This is a genomic window from Niveispirillum sp. GW835-FHT14G11 (genome assembly GCF_058793615.1).
Genome location: NZ_JBXAFZ010000002.1, coordinates 244,809 through 258,480 on the forward strand (window position 1 = coordinate 244,809; position 13,672 = coordinate 258,480).

The window sequence follows — 13,672 nt, forward strand, 5'->3', positions numbered from 1 at the left end:
CGGAGGCGACCTTGTTCGAAAAAACCTATTACGCGACGCATCCCGCCATGATGGCGGGGGCGTCGAACGATGATTTGCGCGACCGTTATCTGGTCGGCGGCCTGTTCCGGGCCGGCGAACTGGTGCTCACCTATTCGCATGGAGAGCGGTTCATCATCGGCGGCGTGGTGCCGGCCGGGGACATCCTGACCCTGCCCGCCCAGACCGAACCCGCCAGTGCCGCCGGCCACCCCTTGCTGGAACGCCGCGAAATGAGTGTCGTCAATATCGGTACCGGTGCCGGCGCGGTGGAGGTGGATGGAAAGCGCCTGGACCTGGCCCCGCGTGAGGCGCTGTACATCCCCATGGGCAGCAAGGATGTGCGCTTCTCCGGCGAGCAGGCCCGCTTCTATCTGCTGAGCGTGCCGGCCCACCGCGCCTGCGCCTTGCGCAAGATCAACCTGGCGGCGGTGACGCCGATCCAGCGCGGCAGCCTGGAAACCTCCAACGCCCGTTCGATCTATCAACTGATCCTGCCGCACACCTGCGACAGCGCCTCGCTCTGCCTGGGCATGACCATTCTGGAACCGGGCAGCGTGTGGAACACCATGCCCCCGCATCTGCATGAGCGGCGGTCGGAGATCTATCTCTATTTCGACCTGGAGCCCGACGACCGCGTCTTCCACTATATGGGCCCGCCCGACCAGCTGCGCCACATGGTGATGGGCAATGAGGAGGTGGTGATCTCCCCGCCCTGGTCGGTGCATATGGGCTGCGGTACCCGGTCCTACAGCTTCATCTGGGCCATGGCGGGTGAGAACCTGGATTACAACGACATGGATGTGCAGGATATCTGCCAGCTCTGCTGAGGGCCCCCGGCGCGGACTGGCTGACAGGTCCAGATCATGCAGTGCTGCAGGGTCGTGGGCCGCCACCTGCCGTTTCGCCGCCGCAAGCCGGCGCATCGCCGTGATTTGGCCTGCATATTGTCCGTTCGCCGACTTCTCCCTGGCTGGAACGCGGGGCACTATGCCCTTGCAATTCCAACGCAAAGCCACGCCTGGCGCCTGCGCGCCGCCTGGGAGATTTCCGATGAGCCACCTGCACGCGCTGACCGCCGCCATCCTGGGTGCGGACAATGCGACACATCTGCTGGACCTGTTCGACATCCGCCCCGCGCTGCGCGACACGGACGGGGCGGAGGTGCCGCGCGCCGTGCTGGCCAAGGCGCTGACCCTGGTCCTGTTCCAGCGCCTGCTGGATGAGGTGCCGGAGGGGGCCCGCTATGTGCGCGAACAGGCGCCCAGGGCCAAGCTGGTGTTCGACCATGGCGCGCTGCGCACCGTGGCGGGCAACCTGGGCGACCTGCCGGGCGGCACCGCCGCCTTCGGCCGCATCCTGGAACCGCTGGGCTATGCCGTAGCCGGCGTCTATCCGCTGGAACGGCTGCGCATGACCGGCCGCGCCTATGCCCATCGCGATTTTCCCGAGGATATCGCCCAGTATTTCGTCAGCGAAATCCATGTGGAGCGTTTCACGCCTAAGGCCCAGGACGCGGCCCGCGCCATTTTCGGCCGATCCGCCGACCCGCTGGACAATTGGGTGAAGGCGCTGCTGGACCGGCTGTCGCGCCGCCACAGCCTGCCCCTGTCCGAGGCCACCGCCCTGCTGCCACGACTGGCCCGCGCCTTCGACCGGCACCACCCCACCCCGCGCCTGGCGGATTATGAGACGGTGCTGGCGGAATCGGCGGAGCTGGCCTGGATTTCGACCGAAGGCAACCGCTTCAACCACGCCACCGACCGCGTGCCCGACGTCATTGCCCATGCCAACGCGTTGAAGGCACGCGGCTTCCCCATGAAGGAAGCGGTGGAAATCTCGGCCGGCGGCACCGTGCGCCAGACTGCCATCCGCGCCGCGCAGGTGCAGCGCCCCTTCATGGCCGCCGATGGCTCTGTCGTCACCCGCGCCGTGCCGGGCAGCTTCTATGAATTCATTTCCCGTGACGCCGTGACCATCGCCAATGACACAGCACCCCAGGGCCTGGACCTGCGCTTCGACAGTTCCAATGCCCAGGGCATCTTCAAGATGACCGCCGCCGGGGCCGGCAATGCTCGGACCTGACGCCGGGCTGGTTACCGCCCTTGCGGCCATCGTCGGTGACCGACATGTCCTGACGGATGCTGGCGACATGGCACCCTATGCCAGCGCCTTTCGCTATGGCGGGGGCCGGGCGGGGCTGGTGGTGCGACCGGCGGACACGCCCCAGGTCGCCGCCATCCTGCGCCACTGCCACGCGGCCGGGGTGCGGGTGGTGCCACAAGGGGCCAATACCGGGCTGGTCGGCGCGTCGGTTCCGGACAGTTCCGGCGACCAGGTGGTGCTGAGCCTGAAGCGCCTGACCGGGCGGTTCGACCTGGACCGGGCAAACCGCACCGTCACGCTGGATGCCGGCTGGGACCTGGATCGGTTGAACGAGCGGCTAGCGGCCGACGGAATGTGGTTTCCCATCGATATTTCCGCCAGCCCCACAGTGGGCGGCATGATCGCCACCAATGCCGGCGGGTCGCGCGTCCTGCGCTATGGCGATGTCCGCCATAATGTGCTGGGGGTGGAGGTGGTGTTGCCCGACGGCACCGTCACGTCCGACCTGCGCGGTTTGCGCAAGAACAGCGCCGGGCTGGACCCCAAACAGCTGTTCATCGGCACGGGCGGCAGCTTCGGCATCGTCACCGGTGCCGTGCTGAACCTGTTGCCCCGGCCGCGACAGGTGGCCACCGCCCTGGTCGTGCCGCGCGACGGCGACGGGGTGGGTGACCTGCTGGCCCTGTGCGAGGATCGGGCGGGGGAATTCCTGTCGGCGTTCGAAAGCATGACCGGCCCCGCCCTGTCCGCCGCCCTGCATCATCGGCCGCAGCTGCGCAACCCGTTCGGCACGGTCATACCCGATGAATGCATCCTGGTGGAGCTGATGTCGGCCACGGGCCGCGATAGCGGGCTGGACCTGGAGGCGCTGCTGCTGGGGGTGCTGGAACAGGGCTATGAGGCCGGTGTGATCGTCGATGCCGTGCCCGGCCCGCCGGCCGATCTCTGGGCCCTGCGCCACGCCATCTCTGAAGGGTTGCGCGGGCTGGGCCGGGTCATCGGGCTGGACGTGTCGCTGCCGCGCGGCCGGATGACGGCGTTCCGCCGGGCCGCCACCGATTGGGTGCAAACCCACCATCCCGATCTGCTGATCTCTGGTTTCGGCCATCGCGGTGATGGCGGCGACCATTTCAATCTGGTGATCCCCCGCGAGCGTGATGCCGCCTTCCCGCCCGACACGGTGTCCGTCATCCGCCAGGGCCTTTACCAGTTGCTGGTGCAGGATTTCGGCGGTTCCTACAGCGCCGAACATGGCATCGGCCCCGTCAACCTCTCCTACCACCAGGCCTTTGCCGATCCGATGCAGCAGCAGCTCTCCCGCCTGATCCAGACCCATCTGGACCCGGCCGGCCTGCTGGGCCGCATCCGCTGGTAACCATTCCTCACCGGAGCCGATCCCATGACCGACAGCGCCCTGATGAATACCTATGCCCGCCAGGATGTGGCCTTCACCGGCGGTAACGGCGCCTGGCTGGTGGATGAGCGCGGGCAGCGATACCTGGATTTCTCGTCGGGCATCGGCGTCACCAGCCTGGGTCACAGCCATCCGGCGGTGGTCGGCGCCTTGATGGAACAGGCCGGGCGCCTCTGGCACTGTTCCAACAATGTGCGCATTCCGTTGCAGGAACGGGCGGCCCGCCTGCTGGTCGATCATTCCTTCGCCGAGAAGGTGTTCTTCTGCAATTCCGGCGCGGAGGCGATGGAGGCCGCCCTGAAACTGGCCCGCTATACCCAGAAAAAGCAGGGCCAACCGGAGCGCTGGCGCACCATCGTGTTCGAGGGCGCCTTCCATGGCCGCACCCTGGCCACGGTGACGGCCGGCGGCCAGCCCAAATATACCAGCGGGTTCGAACCGCTGGTCGACGGGTTCGACCGGGCGTGCTTCAATGATCTGGCATCGGTGGAGGCGCTTATCGGCCCGCAGACCGCCGCCATCCTGCTGGAACCGATCATGGGTGAAGGCGGGGTGCGGGTGGCGGAACCGGCCTTCATGCAAGGCCTGCGCACCCTGTGCGACCGGCACGGGCTGCTGCTGATCCTGGATGAGGTACAGTCGGGCATCGGCCGCACCGGCCGGCTGTTCGCCCATGAGGGACAGTTCGCGGGCACGGCTATGCGCCCCGACATCGTGGCGACGGCCAAGGGGCTGGGTGCCGGTTTCCCCGTGGGTGCCTGCCTGGCGGCGGGTCCTGCCGCGACCGCCTTCACACCCGGCATACATGGCACCACCTTCGGCGGCAATCCGCTGGCCATGGCCGTGGTCGGCGCCGTGCTGGATCAGGTGCTGGCGCCGGGTTTCCTGACGCGGGTGCAGGAGATGGGCGATCTGCTGGAACGCCGCCTGCGCAATCTGCAGGCCGCCTTCCCAGCCCTGATCCAGGAAGTGCGCGGGCGCGGCCTGATGCGCGGCCTGCGCCTGACGGTGGCACCACCCGATCTGGTGCGCGCCGCCCTGGCGCAGCGCCTGCTGCTGGTCGGCGCCGGCGACAACACCGCGCGCCTGCTGCCGCCCCTGATCATCGGGGAAGCGGAGGTGGAGATGGCTGTGGAGAAGCTGTTCCAGGCCCTGCGCACCCTGTCCTGACGTTTGCGTCAAATCAGTTCGCAAGCGGTGCGGCCCTGCTAGGATGCCAGCGGTCCAACCTGCCGCACGGCTTTGATGATATGAGCGATCCCCTGCCCCCCCTGGCCACCATCCCGCAGGAGGTTGCCGCCCTGACCGATTATGAACCGCTGGCCCGGGAGCGGATGACCCCATCCGCCTGGGCCTACTTCGCGGGCGGGGCCGGGGACGAATGGACGCTGCGGGAGAATATAGCGGCCTTTACCCGCCGCACCTTGCGCCCCCGCGTGCTGCGCGACTTGGCGGGCGGCGGCACGGGCATCAACCTGTTCGGCACGCCGCTGGCCGCCCCCATCCTGCTGGCACCCGTGGCCTATCAGAAGCTGGTGAGCCCGGACGGGGAGCTGGCCACCGTGATGGCGGCCGGCGCCCTGGATACCGCCATGGTGGTCAGCACCCAGGCCAGCATCATGATTGAGGATATCGCCGCCCATGCCACAGCACCTTTGTGGTTCCAGCTCTATATCCAGCCAGACCGCGCCTTCACCGCCGATCTGGTGCGCCGGGCGGAGGCGGCAGGGTACAAGGCGCTGGTGGTGACGGTGGATGCGCCGGTGAACGGATTGCGCAACCGGGAACAGCGGGCGGGTTTTGCCCTGCCGCCGGGCATCGGTCCCGTCAATCTGGCCGGCATGCAACCGCCCCCGCCGGCTCCGCGTGGCGCCCTGCTGTTCGGCACACCGCTGCTGGACCTGGCACCGACCTGGGACGATCTGGCCTGGCTGCGCGGGCTGACGCAGCTGCCCATCATCCTGAAGGGCATCACCGATCCCGGTGATGCGCGCCGCACGGTAGAGGCCGGCATGGATGGCCTGATCGTCTCCAACCATGGCGGGCGCACGCTGGACGGGGTGCCGGCCAGCATCGACCTGCTGCCCCCCATCGCGGCGGCGGTGAACGCGGCCATCCCGGTGCTGATGGATGGCGGCATCCGGCGGGGGACGGACGTGCTGCGCGCTCTGGCGCTGGGGGCCCGGGCCGTGCTGGTGGGACGGCCCTATATCTTCGCCCTGGCGGCGGCCGGCGCGCCGGGCGTGGCCCATGTCATCCGCATCCTGCGGGCGGAGCTGGAACTGGCCATGGCGTTGACCGGCTGCCGGGACATCGCGTCCATCAACCGTTCCGTCCTGATGGATTGATCCCAAATGGTCCGGACAGGCGGACGGCCGCTCACCGCGCCTTGACCGGCCGATCAGCGGGCAGGACTCTCCGCAAGGCCAGCGTCCGCGTCAGCTGGTTGACCTTGGCGGCCTCCATCTCCGCCAGGATGGGGGCGGAGCGGCGTTCTTGCATCAGGTCCAGCAGATCGACCAGGATCTCCACATCCGTCTCGTTCAGCAGGCGGGCCGCGTCCTTGGGCTTCATGCTTTCATAGATGGCGACCAGCCGTTGCAGATCGGCCTTGGCCATAGCGGCGCGGCGGTCCAGCAGGCTGGCGACGTCCTGGCGCGCCTGGTCCAGCCGGGCCAGCTGTTCGCCAGCCTTCATCTCCGCCGCCGCCAGCATCTGCGCCCGCAGGTCCAGCTCCGTCCGCCGGTCGGAAAGCGACTGCCGTTCCGCCGCCAGCAGGTCGGCCAACGCCGGGTCGCAGCGGGCCGGGCCCGGCGTGTCGGGGGGGGCCGCCAGCTTGGCCGCCAGAAGGTCGGTATAGCCCTGGGCCAAAGGTGTCGCCGCAACGGGTGGCGGGACCGGTTCCGGGCTCGCCACCTCCGCCGATGCCCCGCCGACGCGGGCCACCATGGCGGCGGCATAGAGCGGGATGGCCAAAGCCGCGACGGCGACGGCAGTGGGCAGCAGGCGCGGACGGCTTGTCAGCAGCGTTGCCAGCTTGGCTTTGTCAAAGGCCACGGATGGTCTCCCTGAACAGGCGCATGGCGGCACGTTCCACCGGGCCGGCCTGTGTCCTCTGTGTTCCGACGGGCGTGGGTGACGGCGGCGGTGCCGCTTCCTCTGTCATCAACGGCCCCAGCCGTTCCAACGCCTGGCGGGCGGCGGTACAGGTGCGGTCGATCTCGGCGCGCAGGCTTTCCGCCTCGTCCATCGTCCGCCCCAGATCGCCGGCCAGATTCTGGGCCGCCTGACGCAGGCTGGTGACGGATCGTTCCGCCCCGTCCACCGCGTCCGAACAGGCGCGCAGCAGCCCGCGCAGCTCCGCCTGGGCACCGCGCATCGCCGCCACCCGCCCGTGCAGGCGGGCCAGCACGAACAGGGTGGCCGCGAACAGCACCGCCAGGGTCAGGCTGACCAGCGGCGCCAGGGCCTCAACGCCGGGTAAGACCATGGATCACCTCGTCCTGGCCGCCCAGGTCGGTTTCGATGCGGATGGCGATGCGGCCGTTGCGCTGGCCCATCTCCCCCTGGAACATCGCCACATGGCCACAGCTCAGTGTGGCGCGCGCATCGGTGCGCGCATCCAGGGTCAGCTGCGTGCCGGGCTTCCAGGATAGGATGTCGGCCAGATTGACATTGGCCTGCCCCAGCACGGCGGAAAGATCGACATTGGTGCGGCGCAGCTCGTGCTTCAGGTGGTTCTCCCACATGCTGTCGCGGCCGAATTTCTCCCCCATGAATTGCTGAAGCAGGACATTGCGCACCGGCTCCAGCGCCGCATAGGGGATCAGCAGGCTGATCGATCCCGTGCGCCCGTCCAGCTGGGCGTTGAAAGTCACCTGCACGGCGGCATTGTTGGATCGGGCGATGGTGGCGAACAGCGGATTGGTCTCGATCCGCTCCGCCACGAAGCGCACCTCGGTCAGCGGTGCGAACGCCGATCCCAGATCGCGCAGCACCATCTTGATCACCCGCTCCGCCAGCGCGCGTTCGATCACCGTATAGGGGCGGCCATCGATGGGGGCCGGCTCGCTGCGCCGCCCACCCAGCAGGATGTCAACGATGGAATAGATCAGCTCGCTATCCACGGTCAGCAAAAGGGTGCTGTCCCATTCCTCCGCCTTAACCACCGTGATCAGCGACGGCAGCGGGATGGAGGACAGGAAATCGCCGAAGCGCACGGCGGCCGGGGCCACCCCCGTCACCTCCACATTGCCCGACGTGAGGTTGCGGAAGCTGGAACTCATCATCCGCACCAGCCGGTCGAAAATCACGTCCAGCATGGGCAGCCGGTCGTAATTCACGAAGCTGGAATTGACGATCTGGTCGATGACGCTGCGCGGGGCCGCACCGTCCGCCTCCTCGAACTGCATCAGCCGGTCGATCTCCGACTGGTTCAGCATCTTGTCGCCCTCACCCGCCAGCATGCTTTCCCAGGCGGAATGGACATCCTCTTCCTGGCCCATGGTCGGATCGCTCATCGCCCAAACCTCCTATTGCAGGATCAGCGTGCGCAGCAGCACTGCGTCGACCGGGACCGGATTGGCGATGGTCCGCACACGGCGCAGCAGCTCGGCCCGCAGATTTTCGACGCCCAGGCGGCCCTCCAGGTCGTTCTCGTCCAGGGCCCGCAGATATTGCTGCATCTCGTCCACCAGCAGCGGTTCCAGCTGCGCCAGATTCTGCCGCTGGTCGGGTGCGGTGCGCAGGGTGACGCCGATTTTCATCAGCTTCACGGTGGCGGTGGCGCGCAGATTGACCGTCAGTTCCGGCAGCATGACGAAACGGTCAGAAGATGGGGCGGCGGGAATGGCTTTCGCCGCCTCCCCCTCCGCCTGCATCCGTCCGGCGATCAGGCCGCCGGCCAGGCCCAGAATAAAGACACCCGCAACAACATACAGATGTTTGCGGACATTCGTGCCCGGTGGCGGCAGACGTTTCTCCAGCCGGTCAAATGTACTGTCAGTCATTCTTGACCCCACCACAGATCATGACCCGAAATCGGGTGAATTTTATTCGGATTTTTCTGATCTCCACCTGTCGCCGTTTTTACGCCCGTTAAAAGTGGCTCGGCTAAGGTGGCGTTCAGTCCACGGGTCAAAACATACCGGGGCTGGTTTCCAGAAACGTTAAAGAGCCGAGGCACCAGGGTGGCGAACCTCCTTCAGAACCTGATGGCACTTGGACCGCGGCGGCTGGTGATGCTGAGCGCGATCGCGGTGGCGGTGCTGGCATCGGTGGGCATCATCGCCTACTCCGTTTCACGGCCCAGCCTGGGTGTGCTCTATGCCGGGCTGGACGATGCGGAGGCCGGGCGCATCCTGGCCCAGCTGCAGACCATGGATGTCCCGCATGAGGTGGACGGTGCCGGTGGTGCCATCCGCGTGCCCCAGGACGCCATCCCCCGCATCCGCATGCAGCTGGCGCAGCAGGGCCTGCCCAGTGCCGGCGGCGTGGGGTATGAGCTGTTCGACAGCCAGGGCGCGCTGGGCCTCACCTCCTTCATGCAGAAGGTGAACAAGCTGCGCGCCACGGAGGGTGAGCTGGTGCGCACCATCCAGACGCTGAACGGCGTCAAGTCGGCCCGCGTCCACCTGTCCGTGCCCGACAGCGACAGTTTCCAGCCCAATGCCACGGCCCCGGCGGCGTCGGTCGTCGTCCGCTCCGTCACGGCGGGGTTGGACCGGTCGCAAGCCCTGGCCGTGCGCCATCTGGTGGCCGCCGCCGTGCCGGGCATGCGGCCGGGGGCCGTCACCGTCATGGATGCCAACGGCGTTATCCTGGCCGCCGAGGGAGAGGCCGCCGACGGTCTGGCCCTGGTCCGGGCGGAGGAGTTGCGCGCGGCGGCCGAACAAAGGCTGGCGCGGGCGGTGGAGGAGATCCTGGTGCCCAAGTTCGGCCCCGGCAATGTCCGGGTGCGGGTGGCGGCGGAGATCGATCTGGGGCGGGAGACGCTGCGCGAGCAGGTGTTCGACCCCAATGGCCGGGTCGAACGCTCCGTCCAGAACGTGGCGGAACGCGAAAGCGCCCAGGATCGCCAGACGGAGACGCCGACAACCGTGGAGCAGAATCTGCCGCTGGAGGATGTCAACCAGGGCGCCGCCACCGGGTCGCGCAGCGAAACGGCGCGCGACGAGGAGACCACCAATTACGAGATCAGCAGCCGCCAGCGCGAGCGGGTGCAGGATGCCGGCGATATCCGCCGTCTGGCCGTGGCCGTCGTGGTCAACGGCACCTACGCCACCGCCGCCGACGGCACCAGCACCTATCAGCCGCGCAGCGAGGCGGAGCTGCGCCAAGTGGAAAATGTGGTGCGCACCGCCATCGGCTTTTCCCAGACGCGCGGCGATCAGGTGACGGTGGAGAATTTGCAGTTCCTGGCCGAACCGGCATCCCGCGGCGGCGGACCGGTGATGGCGGCCGATGCCGGCTTCGGCAGGGGCTGGCTGCCCTGGGCCGTGGCGGCCATTGCCGTCACCCTGTTGGCGGTATTGGCCCTGCGCCCCCTGCTGGGCCGTACCATCCTGGGCATCGCGCCGGAACCAGCCCTGGCGGGGGCCGCCGGTGCCGCCGGCCCGCAACTGGCCGCCGACATCGCCAGCACCCAGGCGCCGCAGCTTGGCCATGACACCACGCCGGGCACGGAGATCGCGTCGTCCGGTGGCGATGATGACGAGGATGAGCCGGACCTGGATTTCGACGAGCTGGTCGATCTGCGCTCCGTCGAAGGCGGCGTCAGTGCGTCGGCGCTGCGCCGTCTGGCGGCCATGGTCGACACCCATCCCGAAGACAGCATCAACGTGCTGCGCAGCTGGATCTATGAGGCCAACCCGTGACCATGCGCCCCTTCCTGTTCGACACGCATTTCCCCGGCGACAATGTTCTGGACGTGGCCCCAGCGGCTCCGGAACCCGCCTTCCAGACGGGCGGCTTTACGGAGGAAGATCTGGCCGCCGTGCGCGACCGTGCCTATCGGCAAGGCATGGACCTGGGCGAACGCGACGGGTTCGAACGCGGCCAGCAGGCCGCCCGCCAATCCGCCGAGGCGCAGCACGCCCAGGCCCTGACCGCCATCGACGCGTCCCTGCGCACGGGTCTGGCCGAGCTGTCCGCGTTCCACAGCCGGCTGGAACATGACGCGGTACGCGTCGTGACCGCCCTGGTGGCACGGCTGGCCCCGCCTTTGCTGGACGCCGCCGCCGATGCGGAACTGGACCTGCTGGTGCGCGACATCCTGCGCGCCGCCATCGGCCGCCCAAGGCTGGAAATCCGGTTGGCGCCCACCTCGCTGGAGCCCATCAGGGCGGAGATCGAGATCATGGCGGCCGAGGCCGGGTTCAAGGGCGATGTGCATCTGGTCGCCGACGCCACCCTGCCCGGCGGGGCGGCCATGGCCGACTGGGGCACCGGCGGGGCCGAACATGATCCCCGCGCCCTGGAACGTGCGCTGGGCGACGCCATCGCCATCGCCGTCAGCCGCCTGACCGTCGGCAGCCGCAACCGCCGCTGACCCTGCAACCAACCATCAAGGAACCGATCCATGGCAAATCCGCAGGCCACCTTCCCCGGCGCCAGCACTGCCCCCGCCGAGGATGAACCCGTCGCCCCGCAGGACCGGGACGAGTTGAAGGCCATCTTCAATGTCCCCGTCAATGTCCAGGTCGTGCTGGGCTGCACCACCATGCCGGTCAGCCAGCTGCTGAAGCTGGGACGCGGCGCCGTGGTGGAACTGGACCGCAAGGTGGGCGAGGCGGTCGATGTCTATGTCAATGACCGGCTGATCGCGCGGGGCGAGGTGGTGATCGTCGACAAGGGCCATCTGGGCGTGACCATGACCGAGATCGTCAAAAGCGAACTGGGGCTGATCTGAGACATGGCCCCCCGTTCAGAAGGACGGCGCAGGATGGCGCGTTTCCTCCTCCCCCTGCTGGCCCTGGCCCTGCTGATCGGCAGCCCGGCCCTGGCACAGTCCATCACGCTTGATGCCGGGGCTGGTGGCGCCTCCTTCTCCGGCCGGCTGGTACAGGTGATGGCGCTGGTCACGGTGCTGTCGGTGGCGCCGGGCCTGCTGGTCATGGTCACCAGCTTCACCCGCATCGTCGTGGTGCTGTCGCTGCTGCGCTCCGCCCTGGGCTTGCAGCAGACGCCGCCCAACATGGTGCTGGTGGGGCTGGGTCTGTTGCTGACCGCCTATATCATGGGCCCGACCATGGACAAGGCCTGGGTGGAGGGGGTTCAGCCCCTGGTCGATGGCCAGATCACCGAGGAACAGGCCCTGGAACGCACCGTGGAACCGTTCCGCGCCTTCATGAAGGCGCATGTCCGGCCCAAGGACCTTTCGGCGTTCCAGTCGCTGGCCGGCATCGCCGGCACCCCGCCGGGCCAGGCGGCACCGGAGACGCCGGCCGCCGCCAATGCCGAGCCGGGGCTGCGCACCCTGATCGCCGCCTTCGTGATCTCCGAACTGCGCCGGGCGTTCGAGATCGGCTTCATGCTGTTCCTGCCTTTCCTGGTGGTCGACATGATCGTGGCCGCCGTGCTGATGGCCATGGGCATGATGATGCTGCCGCCCGTCGTCATCTCTCTGCCCTTCAAGATCATCTTCTTCGTGCTGGTCGATGGCTGGCTGCTGGTGGCGCAGAGCCTGATCCGATCCTACGGGGGGACGGGATGAACCAGCACCCCGACCGACCCGACCCCAGGGCCCGTGCCGCCGCCCTGAACTATCGCCGCGGCGACGATGCCCTGCCCCGCGTCACCGCCAGCGGCCGTGGCGCGGTGGCCGAACGCATCGTGGCACTGGCTTTCGCGCATGGTGTGCCGGTGCGGGAGGATAGCGACTTGGCCGGATTGCTGGCCGCCGTGGAGCCCGGCACCGACATCCCGCTGGAGGCGATGATGGCCGTGGCCGAGGTGCTGAGCCACCTCTACCGCCTCAACCACCGTCTGGGCGGGCAAACCCCGTCCCAGCCCACACCCTGACCTGAAGGTCCCTTCGCGGAGAACCCAGATGCTGAAAGTGCGCACCGACCATAAGAGCCTGAACGGGCTGGAGAAGGCCGCCTGCATCCTGCTGGCCCTGGGCGAGGAGCGCGGGTCGCGCCTGATGGAGCGGCTGGAGGATGACGAGATCCGCGAGGTCAGCTACGCCATGGCCGGGCTGGGCACCATTTCCGGCAAGGTGGTCGAACGGCTGATCCGCGACTTCACGGAGCGTTTCGCCGGCACGGGCGAGCTGGCCGGCACCTTCGACACCACCGAGCGCTTCCTGTCCAAATTCATGACGGGCGACCGGGTACAGGAAATCATGGCCGATATCCGCGGCCCCGCCGGCCGCACCATGTGGGAGAAGATGAGCAATGTCAGCGAGCAGGTGCTGGCGACATATCTGCGCAACGAGCATCCGCAGACCATCGCCGTCGTCCTGACCAAGATCCGCGCCGACCATGCCGCCCGCGTGCTGGGCCTGCTGCCGCAGAATCTGGTGCAGATGGTGGTGTCGCGCATCATCAAGATGGAAGCCGTGCCCCGCGACGTGCTGGAAGATGTGGAAAAGACCCTGCGCAGCGAATTCATGGCCAATTATGTCCGCACGCTCGGCCATGACAGCCACGCCATCATGGCGGAAATCCTGAACCGTACCGACAAGTCGCTGTTCGACACGATCATGGAGCCGCTGGAACGCCGCATGCCGGAAAGCGCGCAGCGCATCAAGCAACTGATGTTCACCTTCGAGGATCTAACCCGCATGGACCCGCCGGCCCTGCAGACCCTGATCCGCAATTGCGACACCAACCTGCTGGCCCTGGCGCTAAAGGGTCTGGACGATCAGATGCAGATGCATTTCCTGACCAACATGTCCGAACGCGCCGGCAACCTGATCCGCGACGAGATCGAGCTGATGGGGGCCGTGCGCGCCGGGGACGTGGAGGAGGCGCGCCTGTCCATCCTGCGCACCGCCAAGCAACTGGCCGAGGAAGGCGAGATCCTGATCTCCAACCGTGGCGACGGGGCGAATGCGCTGATTTATTGAGGGTGGATTCCGCGCGGAATTGCTGGGCACTTCCTTCCCGCTCTCACTACCATCACCCCGGC

The 13,672-nt window shown here is 67.8% G+C and carries 15 protein-coding genes; 11 read left to right on the forward strand and 4 right to left on the reverse strand.

Features of this window, described 5'->3' with window-relative positions; genetic code table 11:
• Positions 1-11: 11 nt before the first annotated feature.
• The 5 genes from kduI to AC1Q7F_RS04675 all read left to right on the forward strand — a co-directional run bounded on the left by kduI (position 12) and on the right by AC1Q7F_RS04675 (position 5,886).
• Positions 12-848, forward strand: a complete 837-nt coding sequence (kduI, locus tag AC1Q7F_RS04655; RefSeq protein ID WP_492504293.1) for a 5-dehydro-4-deoxy-D-glucuronate isomerase — start codon at positions 12-14, stop codon at positions 846-848.
• Between the two features lie 223 nt (positions 849-1,071).
• Positions 1,072-2,103: a 2-oxoadipate dioxygenase/decarboxylase family protein gene (locus AC1Q7F_RS04660; protein ID WP_492504295.1), complete on the forward strand. Its 1,032-nt coding sequence runs from the start codon at positions 1,072-1,074 to the stop codon at positions 2,101-2,103.
• The gene (locus AC1Q7F_RS04665; protein WP_492504297.1) at positions 2,090-3,499 is read left to right on the forward strand and encodes an FAD-binding oxidoreductase; all 1,410 of its coding nucleotides are present in this window, start codon (positions 2,090-2,092) and stop codon (positions 3,497-3,499) included. Before AC1Q7F_RS04660 ends, AC1Q7F_RS04665 begins: the two co-directional genes overlap by 14 nt.
• Positions 3,500-3,523: 24 nt before the next feature.
• A complete protein-coding gene (locus AC1Q7F_RS04670; protein ID WP_492504299.1) occupies positions 3,524-4,708 on the forward strand; it encodes an aspartate aminotransferase family protein in 1,185 nt (394 codons plus the stop codon).
• Positions 4,709-4,788: 80 nt separating this feature from the next.
• The gene (locus AC1Q7F_RS04675; RefSeq protein WP_492504301.1) at positions 4,789-5,886 is read left to right on the forward strand and encodes an alpha-hydroxy acid oxidase; all 1,098 of its coding nucleotides are present in this window, start codon (positions 4,789-4,791) and stop codon (positions 5,884-5,886) included.
• Between the two features lie 31 nt (positions 5,887-5,917).
• Here the strand turns inward: AC1Q7F_RS04675 and AC1Q7F_RS04680 are convergent, their stop codons facing one another.
• The 4 genes from AC1Q7F_RS04680 to AC1Q7F_RS04695 are packed head-to-tail and all read right to left on the reverse strand — an operon-like array spanning position 5,918 to position 8,547.
• Positions 5,918-6,595: a MotE family protein gene (locus tag AC1Q7F_RS04680; RefSeq protein ID WP_492504303.1), complete on the reverse strand. Its 678-nt coding sequence runs from the start codon at positions 6,593-6,595 to the stop codon at positions 5,918-5,920.
• The gene (locus AC1Q7F_RS04685; protein ID WP_492504305.1) at positions 6,585-7,028 is read right to left on the reverse strand and encodes a DUF6468 domain-containing protein; all 444 of its coding nucleotides are present in this window, start codon (positions 7,026-7,028) and stop codon (positions 6,585-6,587) included. The genes AC1Q7F_RS04680 and AC1Q7F_RS04685 overlap by 11 nt, the downstream gene beginning before the upstream one ends.
• Complete coding sequence (fliM, locus tag AC1Q7F_RS04690; protein ID WP_492504307.1) at positions 7,009-8,058, reverse strand: flagellar motor switch protein FliM; 1,050 nt, start codon at positions 8,056-8,058, stop codon at positions 7,009-7,011. The genes AC1Q7F_RS04685 and fliM overlap by 20 nt, the downstream gene beginning before the upstream one ends.
• Before the next feature lie 12 nt (positions 8,059-8,070).
• Complete coding sequence (locus tag AC1Q7F_RS04695) at positions 8,071-8,547, reverse strand: flagellar basal body-associated FliL family protein (RefSeq protein WP_492504309.1); 477 nt, start codon at positions 8,545-8,547, stop codon at positions 8,071-8,073.
• A gap of 231 nt (positions 8,548-8,778) precedes the next feature.
• Here AC1Q7F_RS04695 and fliF point away from each other — a divergent pair, with 231 nt between their 5' ends.
• From fliF to AC1Q7F_RS04725, 6 genes are read left to right on the forward strand one after another with little or no spacing between them, the layout of a single operon-like run.
• Complete coding sequence (gene fliF / locus AC1Q7F_RS04700) at positions 8,779-10,413, forward strand: flagellar basal-body MS-ring/collar protein FliF (RefSeq protein WP_492504311.1); 1,635 nt, start codon at positions 8,779-8,781, stop codon at positions 10,411-10,413.
• The gene (locus AC1Q7F_RS04705) at positions 10,410-11,087 is read left to right on the forward strand and encodes a FliH/SctL family protein (protein WP_492504313.1); all 678 of its coding nucleotides are present in this window, start codon (positions 10,410-10,412) and stop codon (positions 11,085-11,087) included. Before fliF ends, AC1Q7F_RS04705 begins: the two co-directional genes overlap by 4 nt.
• 30 nt (positions 11,088-11,117) lie before the next feature.
• Entirely contained in the window at positions 11,118-11,447 is a 330-nt protein-coding gene (fliN, locus tag AC1Q7F_RS04710; protein WP_492504314.1) for a flagellar motor switch protein FliN, read from the forward strand.
• A gap of 33 nt (positions 11,448-11,480) precedes the next feature.
• The gene (fliP, locus tag AC1Q7F_RS04715; RefSeq protein ID WP_492504316.1) at positions 11,481-12,251 is read left to right on the forward strand and encodes a flagellar type III secretion system pore protein FliP; all 771 of its coding nucleotides are present in this window, start codon (positions 11,481-11,483) and stop codon (positions 12,249-12,251) included.
• Entirely contained in the window at positions 12,248-12,559 is a 312-nt protein-coding gene (locus AC1Q7F_RS04720; protein ID WP_492504318.1) for an EscU/YscU/HrcU family type III secretion system export apparatus switch protein, read from the forward strand. The genes fliP and AC1Q7F_RS04720 overlap by 4 nt, the downstream gene beginning before the upstream one ends.
• Positions 12,560-12,587: 28 nt before the next feature.
• Positions 12,588-13,610, forward strand: a complete 1,023-nt coding sequence (locus AC1Q7F_RS04725; RefSeq protein WP_492504320.1) for a flagellar motor switch protein FliG — start codon at positions 12,588-12,590, stop codon at positions 13,608-13,610.
• Positions 13,611-13,672: the final 62 nt, after the last annotated feature.